The organism is uncultured Methylobacterium sp., assembly GCF_964242245.1.
In the GTDB taxonomy this organism is placed as follows: domain Bacteria; phylum Pseudomonadota; class Alphaproteobacteria; order Rhizobiales; family Beijerinckiaceae; genus Methylobacterium.
Genome location: NZ_CAXTBY010000036.1, coordinates 25,201 through 33,899 on the forward strand (window position 1 = coordinate 25,201; position 8,699 = coordinate 33,899).

8 protein-coding genes and 1 pseudogene are annotated in these 8,699 nt (G+C 72.0%); 5 read left to right on the top strand and 4 right to left on the bottom strand.

Going from position 1 to position 8,699, the window contains the following annotated elements; genetic code table 11:
• The 3 genes and pseudogenes from ACFE8Y_RS10395 to ACFE8Y_RS10405 form a co-directional block, all read right to left on the bottom strand.
• A pseudogene (locus ACFE8Y_RS10395) lies at nt 1-777 on the bottom strand (hypothetical protein); the annotation flags it as partial.
• Nucleotides 778-996: 219 nt separating this feature from the next.
• Nucleotides 997-1,383, bottom strand: a complete 387-nt coding sequence (locus ACFE8Y_RS10400; RefSeq protein ID WP_375464310.1) for a hypothetical protein — start codon at nt 1,381-1,383, stop codon at nt 997-999.
• A 33-nt stretch (nt 1,384-1,416) separates the two neighbouring features.
• Nucleotides 1,417-2,073 carry an invasion associated locus B family protein gene (locus tag ACFE8Y_RS10405; RefSeq protein WP_375464311.1) on the bottom strand — a complete coding sequence of 219 codons (657 nt, stop codon included), beginning with the start codon at nt 2,071-2,073 and terminating at the stop codon, nt 1,417-1,419.
• Between the two features lie 402 nt (nt 2,074-2,475).
• On the opposite strand from ACFE8Y_RS10405, the gene ACFE8Y_RS10410 reads away from it, so the two are divergent.
• From ACFE8Y_RS10410 to ACFE8Y_RS10430, 5 genes are all read left to right on the top strand, one after another.
• Nucleotides 2,476-3,921: a homospermidine synthase gene (locus ACFE8Y_RS10410; RefSeq protein ID WP_375464312.1), complete on the top strand. Its 1,446-nt coding sequence runs from the start codon at nt 2,476-2,478 to the stop codon at nt 3,919-3,921.
• 65 nt (nt 3,922-3,986) lie between these two features.
• Nucleotides 3,987-4,547 (top strand): Uma2 family endonuclease, encoded by a 561-nt coding sequence (locus ACFE8Y_RS10415; protein WP_375464313.1) that lies wholly within the window; start codon nt 3,987-3,989, stop codon nt 4,545-4,547.
• Nucleotides 4,548-4,574: 27 nt separating this feature from the next.
• Nucleotides 4,575-4,916 (top strand): hypothetical protein, encoded by a 342-nt coding sequence (locus tag ACFE8Y_RS10420; RefSeq protein ID WP_375464314.1) that lies wholly within the window; start codon nt 4,575-4,577, stop codon nt 4,914-4,916.
• Nucleotides 4,917-4,984: 68 nt separating this feature from the next.
• Entirely contained in the window at nt 4,985-7,024 is a 2,040-nt protein-coding gene (locus ACFE8Y_RS10425; protein WP_375464315.1) for an SDR family NAD(P)-dependent oxidoreductase, read from the top strand.
• Between the two features lie 136 nt (nt 7,025-7,160).
• Entirely contained in the window at nt 7,161-7,442 is a 282-nt protein-coding gene (locus ACFE8Y_RS10430) for a PepSY domain-containing protein (RefSeq protein WP_375464316.1), read from the top strand.
• A gap of 143 nt (nt 7,443-7,585) precedes the next feature.
• Here the strand turns inward: ACFE8Y_RS10430 and ACFE8Y_RS10435 are convergent, their stop codons facing one another.
• Nucleotides 7,586-8,506: an NAD-dependent epimerase/dehydratase family protein gene (locus ACFE8Y_RS10435; RefSeq protein ID WP_375464317.1), complete on the bottom strand. Its 921-nt coding sequence runs from the start codon at nt 8,504-8,506 to the stop codon at nt 7,586-7,588.
• Nucleotides 8,507-8,699: the final 193 nt, after the last annotated feature.

Here is an 8,699-nt window from a genome sequence, read left to right on the forward strand (position 1 = left end):
CTTGACCGTGGTGTCGAACTTGGCCGTGATGTCGAAGATGACCGTCTCGTCGTCGCGATCTGCGACCACGGAGAAGCCGTCCGCGACCGTGACGGACAGGAGGGCGGACGTCTCGTCCATCGTCGCGGCGACCCGCGCCGTGTCCTGGCCGAGGCGCCCCCGAAGCTCCGCCGTGTCGAAGGCGAAGGCACCGGGAACGCGCAGTCGCGTGGCGCCCTCCTCGGCCGTGATCGCCGCCTGCGCGCCCATCGGCAGGCGAACCGACAGGCGGGTCAGCGTCGGCAGCTTCGCGATCTCGACGGGCAGCGGCCGACGGATGGGAACCGGGTTGCGGGCCCTGAGGGCAGCCTCGGCGAGACGGGCGCGGCGGGCCAACTCGGCCACCGCCTCCTGCGGCAGGGCGGGCGGCGATCCGGCCCAGGTCTCCGGCAGCAGATCGACGAAGACGCGCTCGCCCGCCTCCTGCACGTTGACCCGCACGGGCCTCTGCAGCCCCAGCCGCAGGCCGCTGCCGTCCGGGTCGCGCCGGACCGTGGCGACGTAGGCCGGCATCTCGGCAGCGAGGCGCTCCGGGCCGGCCTCGGTCTTCTCGCCGTAGGCCAGGATCAGCACCCCACCCGAGAGGCGGGCCTTCACGGAGACCGGGCCGTCGAAGGTGAGCGCGATGCGGCCGTAGCCCTGGGGCTCCGCGCCGCTCGCAGCGAGCAGGCGGGCGGCCTCCGCGGGCATCCCGAGGCCGACGAGGAGGCCGAGCGCCAAGCCTACGCTGCGGGGCACGCACCGGACTTCCCGTCCCGCCTCCCGCCTCGCATCCATCGCCACGCTGCACCCGAGGGCGGCGGGCGCCCCGACGAGGGGCGCAACGCTCCGACGCCGCTGATGCCCGGACACTGCCCGATCGCGGCTAACGCGCGCTTAATCGGGCCGGTCGGGTCCCCGCGTCCAAGAACCGACGGTGATCGGACCGGACGGCGCGCCGTCGTCGGACCTGGAAACTCACCGCTTCACGATGAGATTGGGCACCAGCACGCTCGAAGGGCCGAACGTCTCGATCGCCCGCTTGCAGTTCTCGGGCACGTTCTTGCCGTAGGTCTCCATGTAGGATCGCACGATCAAGGCAAGCTCGCCCCGGTCGAGGTCGTCGGGGTCGAGCCCCAGGCGCCGGACGGCGGTCCTCAGCAGGTCGGGATCGCCCCGGACGTCGGGGCAGGACGTGTTGGCGAAGCCGACGAGGCCGGCGAGCTTGGCCGCGAGGTTGCGGGTCCGGTCGGGCTTCGGATCGATGGGGGCGGTCGACGGAGCGGCATCGGGCGACGCGCTTCCCTGGGCCGCGAGCTGCGTCCCGATGCAGGCCAGCATGACCGCCGCGATGATCGTCCGCATGACGGCTGCCTTTCCCTCCCGCTCGCTCGCCGATCAGCCGCCGAAGGCGAGCGCGCGGTCCCACACCGATGCGAAGCTGATCAGGGAGACGTTGATCGGCTGAGGCTCGTTCGTCCCCGGCTTCTGGCCGACGACGACCAGGGTCTTGGCGGTGCGCATCGCGTCGGTGGCGGGCGTCGGGAAGCTGATCGGCACGAGGCAGCCCTCGCTGGTGCACGAGACGAAAGGCGCGCCCTTGCCCAGGACGGCATCGTCGAGCTTGAACGTGACGCCCGGATCGATCGCCAGCCCGAAGGGCATCAGGATCAGACCCTCCGCGCGCCCGTCCTTGGGTGTCCTCAGCTCGATCGCGAACTGCCGCCGGCCGGTCTTGTTGTCCCCCTGCGACTGCGTCAGCGTGCAGGAGGTCGTCGCGTCCGCGCGGGCGCAGTTCAGGGTCCAGTCCGCGTAGCTCTCGCTGATCGAGACGGCTCCGGTCGGCCAGATCGCGGCCTGCGTCGCTGCCGCAGGGGCCGCCGCCGGTGCCGCAGCAGGGCTGACCTTGGGCGCGGGCTTCGGTGCGCGCGGCTTGGGCTTGGCCTTCGCCGCCGGCGCCTCGGCCGGCGCCTCCTCCTGCGCGGCGCACGGTGAGACCCCGAGCATCAGCGCGAGCGGGATCGCGGGTTGGCGAAGCGCGCGGAACAGCAACATGCGGAATTGGCTCCCCTCGGCCGGCGTGGCGACGGGAGCCGCCTAGCCCGCTCCTCCGGGCGGTGCAATCCGAGCATCCGCACAATCTCGGGTCGGCCCCCCCGATCGCGGCTCGGTTCAGGACGTGATGTGTTCTCCCATTTGCGGTCGCGACGTCTCTTCGGGGCGATGCACAGGCCCGCGGAGGCACGTGGGAGGGGACTGCGGCCGCCCGCAGCGCGTCGCGCGGTTGACCGTGGAGGCACGAGGCGGCACTAGACCGCAGCCGCGCCGGACCGGGCACCGCACCGGCTTCGATCGCGCCGAAGGTACGGCGCGTGATGCGCCGGGGCCCGTCGCCCGCGCGTCACATCCGCCGCCTAACCCCGAGCCGCACGAGGCCATTCGAGGACCGTCCGAGCCATGACCGATACGCCGACCCGCTGGCCGATCCACGGCCGCATCAGCGGACCCATCGTGATGATCGGCTTCGGCTCGATCGGCCGCGGCACGCTTCCCCTCATCGAGCGCCACTTCGACTACGACCCTGCGCGCTTCACCGTGATCGACCCGGACGATTCGCATCGTCCACTGGCCGAGCAGCACGGGCTGCGCTTCGAGACGATCGCGCTCACCCGCGAGAATTTCCGCGACGTGCTGACGCCGCTGCTCACCGCGGGCGGCGGCCAGGGGTTCTGCGTCAACCTCTCGGTCGACACCGCCTCGCGCGCGATCCTGGAGCTGTGCCGCGAACTCGGCGCCCTCTACATCGACACCGTCGCCGAGCCGTGGCCGGGCTTCTACTTCGACAAGACGAGGAGCCAGGGCGACCGCACCAACTACGCGCTGCGCCAGGAGATCCTCGATGCCCGCGCGGCGAGGCCCGGCGGCACCACGGCCGTGTCCTGCTGCGGGGCCAATCCCGGCATGGTCTCGTGGTTCGTGAAGCGGGCGCTCCTCGACCTCGCTAAGGAGACCGGATCGGCCACGCCCGAGCCGCGCACCCGCGAGGAATGGGCCGCGCTGATGCGCGAGGTCGGCGTCAAGGGCATCCACATCGCCGAGCGCGACACGCAGCGCGCCAAGCACCCGAAGCCGCGGGGCGTGTTCGTCAACACGTGGTCGGTCGAGGGCTTCGTCTCGGAGGGCAACCAGCCGGCGGAGCTCGGCTGGGGCACGCACGAGACGTGGAAGCCGGACAACGCCCGCGAGCAGGAGCGCGGTTCGGCTTGCGCCATCTACCTGCTCCAGGCCGGCGCCGACACCCGGGTGCGCTCGTGGACGCCGACCGCGCAGGCGCAGCTCGGCTTCCTCGTGACCCACAACGAGGCGATCTCGATCGCCGACTACTACACCGTGCGCGAGGGCGAGCGGACCGTCTACCGCCCGACCTGCCACTACGCCTACCACCCGGCCGACGACGCCGTGCTCTCCCTCCACGAGATGTTCGGCCACGCCGGCAAGGTCCAGGAGAAACAATCCATCCTCGGCGAAGGCGAGATCGTGGACGGCATCGACGAACTCGGCGTGCTGCTCTACGGCCATGCGCGGAACGCCTACTGGTACGGCTCGCAGCTCTCCATCGAGGAGACGCGGGCGCTTGCGCCCTACCAGAACGCCACCGGCCTCCAGGTCACCTCCGCCGTGCTCGCCGGCATGGTCTGGGCGCTGGAGAACCCGGAGGCCGGCATCGTCGAGGCCGACGAGATGGACTTCCGCCGCTGCCTCGAAGTCCAGACGCCGTATCTCGGCCCGGTGGTCGGTGTCTACACCGACTGGACGCCGCTTACCGGCCGTCCCGGCCTGTTCCCGGAGGACATCGACGCGAGCGATCCCTGGCAGTTCCGCAACGTGCTCGTGCACGGCTGAGCGCGCGACGGTTGCCGGCGCTTGCCGGGATGATACCATCGCGCTCCTCACGCAAGGAGGCCGCGATGGCGTTGGCGGTGAAGCGCGACGTTCGCATGAGCGTCGCCGCGTATCAGGCCTGGGTCGAGTCGAAGCCCGAGGAGGAGCGCTGGGAGCTCCTCGACGGCCTGCCTGTGCCGATGTCGCCGCCGGCGGCGCGCCACCAGCGCATCGTCATGAATTTGGGCAAGCGCCTGGATGATCTCGCCGAGGCACGGGGATGCAGCGCGCTGCCGGGCCTCGCCGTGCTCAGCGCGGCGATGGACGATTTCGCGCCGATCCCCGACATCGTCGTCCAACGCGGCCCGCTGCCGCGGGACGGCTACACCCGCGATCCCCTGCTCGTGGCCGAGGTGCTCTCGCCCTCGACGATGAGCAACGATCGCGGCCGCAAGACCGACTTCTTCCGCACCGTCGCGTCGCTGCAGACCTTCCTGATCGTCTACCAGGACGAGGCCCGCGTCGAGGTCTGGCGCCGCGACGCCGCCTGGAGCAAGCAGGTCCTGGGGCTCGACGCGACGATCGATCTGCCCGAGCTCGGCGGGACGCTCGCCGTCTCGGACGTCTACGCCAGGACCGCGTTCTGATCCGCTCCCAGCTTCAGGTTGCAGCCCTTGCCTCATTTCGAAGATTTCTACGCCGACAAGCTGCGCGGGGCGCTTGGGCTGACCGATGCGGAATCGGTGCTGGACCTGCGCGGCAGCAACCGCGCGACTGCCGAGGCCTCCCTGAAGGAGATGCTGGAGCGCAGCCGGTTCGCCAAGGGCAAGACCGTGGCGATCCGCCTCGACCCGCCGTCGGAGGGCGGCGGCGAGACCCTGTTCCAGCCGGCCGGCCGCCTGCTGCTCGACGCCAAGCGCCGCGGGCTGGTCGAGCGGCTCCAGACGCTGCCGGCGCAGGACGGGCTTGGCTTCTACGTCGCGCTCGCCGGCAGGCCGCAGCGCGCGCCGGCCTGATCCGCGGGCGTCGCCGGTCGCGTTGACAGCGCCCGGGGCGGAGCCGATACCGCCGCGACCGGGAATCCATGCAGCAGCGCACCTATAAGACCGCGGTGATGGTGGTCCACGATCTCGTGGCGACCGCTTTGGCCGTGGTCCTCACCTTCGTGTTCCGCTTCAACGGCGACTGGCTCGCCGACCGGATGCACGCGCTTCCCATCCTCCTGCCGCCGTTCCTCGTCGTGGCCGGGCTGGTCTACGGCCGGTTCGGGCTCTACCGCACCAAGTGGCGCTTCGCCTCCCTGCCGGATCTCGCCGGGATCGTGCGGGCCGCGAGCGTGCTGGCGCTCGCCCTCCTCGTGCTCGACTACGTCCTGGTCTCGGCCGACCTCTACGGCTTCTACTTCTTCGGCAAGATCGCCATCGCGCTCTACTGGGTGCTCCAGGTCTTCCTTCTCGGCGGCACGCGCCTCGCCTTCCGCTACCTGAAGTACGCCCGCTCGAAGCAGTCGAGCGCGCGCGCCGCCACGGTGCCGACCCTGCTGCTCGGGCGCGGCGCCGACATCGAGACGCTGCTGCGCGCGATCGAGTCGGGCTCGGTGCGCAAGCTCAGCGTCAAGGGCATCCTCTCGCCCCGCGCCGACGAGGCCGGCCAGACGATGCGCGACGTGGCCGTGCTCGGCGGCTTCGCGGACTTGGAGCGCGTGGTGGCCAACCTCGCCGAGCGCGGGCAGCCGGTGCGTCGCCTCGTGGCGACCCCGAGCGCGCTCGCGCCCGAGGCGGAGCCCGACGACCTCATCGCGCGCGCCCGGCGGCTGGGCCTGCCGCTCGTCCGCGTGGTCAGCCTCGGCGAGGGGATGCGCGATGCTGAACTCGCGCCGCTGGAGATCGAGGATCTGCTGCTCAGGCCGACCGTCGCCATCGACCGTCCGCGGCTGGAGCGCTTCCTCGCGGGCAAGCGCGTGATCGTCACCGGCGGCGGCGGCTCGATCGGGTCCGAGATCTGCGCCCGCGCGCTGGCCTTCGGTGCTTCCGCCGTGCTCGTGGTCGAGAGCTCCGAGCCGGCGCTCCACGGCATCCTCAGCCAGCCGGCATTGCTGAACGCCGAGGCTGAGGTAAGCGGCACGCTCGCCGACATCCGCGACCGCGACCGCCTCCACGCGGTCTTCGCGGAGTTCCGTCCGGACTACGTGTTCCACGCCGCCGCCCTGAAGCAGGTGCCCTACCTGGAGCGCGATTGGGGCGAGGGCATCAAGACCAACGTCTTCGGCTCGATCAACGTCGCCGACGCGGCGGTCGCGGCCGGCGCCCGCGCGCTGGTGATGATTTCCACCGACAAGGCGATCGAGCCGGTGTCGCAGCTCGGCGTCACCAAGCGCTTCGCCGAGATGGTCGCCCAGGCGCGCGATGCCGAGCAGGCCGCGCTCCCCGGCCATCCGACCCGGCTGATCGCCGTGCGCTTCGGCAACGTGCTGGGCTCGGCCGGCTCGGTGGTGCCGGTGTTCAAGGCGCAGATCGCCCGCGGCGGCCCCGTCACGGTCACCCACCCCGACATGGTGCGCTACTTCATGACCGTGCGGGAGGCGGCTGACCTCGTCCTCACCGCAGCCTCCCACGCCGACCGCGAGGCGCGGGCGCCGTCGCCGGGCGGTGCGGATCAGCGGGCGGCCGTCTACGTCCTCAAGATGGGGCAGCCGGTCAGGATTCGGGAGCTGGCCGAGCGGATGATCCGGCTCGCCGGCTTCGAGCCGGGCGCGGAGATCGAGGTGGTGTTCTCCGGCTCCCGTCCGGGCGAGCGCCTCAACGAGATCCTGTTCGCCCGCGAGGAGCCGCGGGTCAGCCTCGACGGGATCGACGGCGTGATGGCGGCGAGCCCCGTCTTCGCCGACCGCGCCCGCCTCGACGCCTGGACCGCGAGCCTGCGCAGGGCCGTGGCGGAGGACGACCGCGCGGCGGCCGAGGCCGTGTTCGAGGCGGCGATCCCGCACTTTCGCGAGCGCTTCGGCGCGCCGCCGACGGCCGCGACGAGCCCCGTCGAGGCCGCGCCCGGCGAGACCGTGGCCGTGCGTCGGGAGCCGCGCGCCGAGGCGCCGTACTCCGGAACCGCGCCCGTGGGCCTCCGTTGACCCCGCCCGCCGTCCCCGGGAACCATCCGGCACCCAGCCCCATTGAGGGCTGACCGATGTGGCGCCGCCATGAACCCCGGCGGCGCGCCGATGAGAGGACGAGCGAATGCGGACGAAGACGATACTGGCAGGGCTCATGCTGACGGGAAGCCTCGGCCTCGCGATGCCGGCCTCGGCGCAGGGCATCCAGATCGGACCCGGCGGCGTGCGCGTCGATCCGGGCTATCGCGGGGGACGCGACGCCGACCTGAGCCGCGGCGAGGCGGTCCGCATCGCCCGGCGCGAGGGTCTCGCCGACGTGGACAACGTCGACCGCCGCGGGCCGCGCATCATCGTGCGCGGTTCGGACCGGCGCGGCGACGACATCACCGTCGTGGTCGACAGCCGCTCGGGCGACGTGATCGACGTTCGCCGCTGAGCGGCGCCATTCAGCAACGCGAGGTAAATCCCGGTCGGACACGGCCGGGATTTTCGTTTGATCGGGCCCGAGAGCTTTGCCGTGGATACGCCGTCGCGGGGTGTTCAGCCGGCACCTGCATCGATGTCACGGACGGTGAGGGCTCAACCCGCGCTCCGCGCCAGTCGCCCGAGACCTTCCGGCGTCGCGGTCGCCGGCTGCCAGCCGAGGGCCGCCAGCCCGTCGCTGCGCGCGATCAGGTTCTCGGCGAGCCGTGCGTAGATTGCTTCGCGCCCGGTCAGCCGGCAGGCCAGTCCGATCAGGCCGGACGGCACCGGGACCAAGTTGGGGCGGCGGCCGAGCCCCGCGCGCAGGGCGCGCAACATCTCGGGCAGCGTCTGCGCGTCGGGATCGGCGACGATCAGCGCCCGGTTGAGCGGTCCGTCCGCCCCCAGCACCGCGGCGATGGCGGCCGACAGGCTCTCGGTCGAGACCAGGGAGCGCCGGCCGCTGAGCCTGCCGAGCGGCAGCGGGTAGGGCGTGCGCGCGAGCCGCAGCAGCGCGGCCATGTTGCCCTTGACGCCCGCGCCGTAGACGAGGACCGGCCGAAGTGCCACCCAATCGAGCCCGATATCGGCCAGCGCCCGCTCGGCGTCGAGTTTCGAGCGGCCGTAGGCATCGGTCGGCATCGGGGTGTCGCTCTCCGTGACGATGCCGGGCGCGCTCGCGCCGACCTGTGCCCGGATCGAGGACAGGAACACGAAGCGCCGGACCCGCGCCTTCGCGGCCGCCTCGGCGAGGCGGCGCGTCGCCTCGGTGTTCAGCGTGCGGTAATCGTCCTCCGGTGCCCCCGACATCGCGTGGGCGAGCCCGGCCGAATGCACGACCGCGTCGACGCCGGCGAGCGCCGCCGCCATGTTCATCGGCCGAATCAGGTCGCCGACGACGGCGCTCGACGCCCCCTCCGGCACGTCCACCGGCCGCCGCAGCAAGACGCGCACGCGATACCCGCGCTGCGACAGGCTGCGCAGGACGTGTCGGCCGATGAAGCCGGTTGCCCCCGTGAGCGCCACGAGCTGGCTCACGTCGAAAGCCCCATCCTGGATCGTCTCATATGATCTCCGGTTGATGGGTTCGGGGGCGTCGCGTCATCCGCGCCTCCTTCCCTCCCTCCTCCGCTTGCGGATTCACACATCTTGAAACCGGTGCTGCGTGGATCGGGCGAAGCGCCGGGCGGCTCCCTCTCCCCACACATCTCGGGCTTGCCCGAGATGTGCA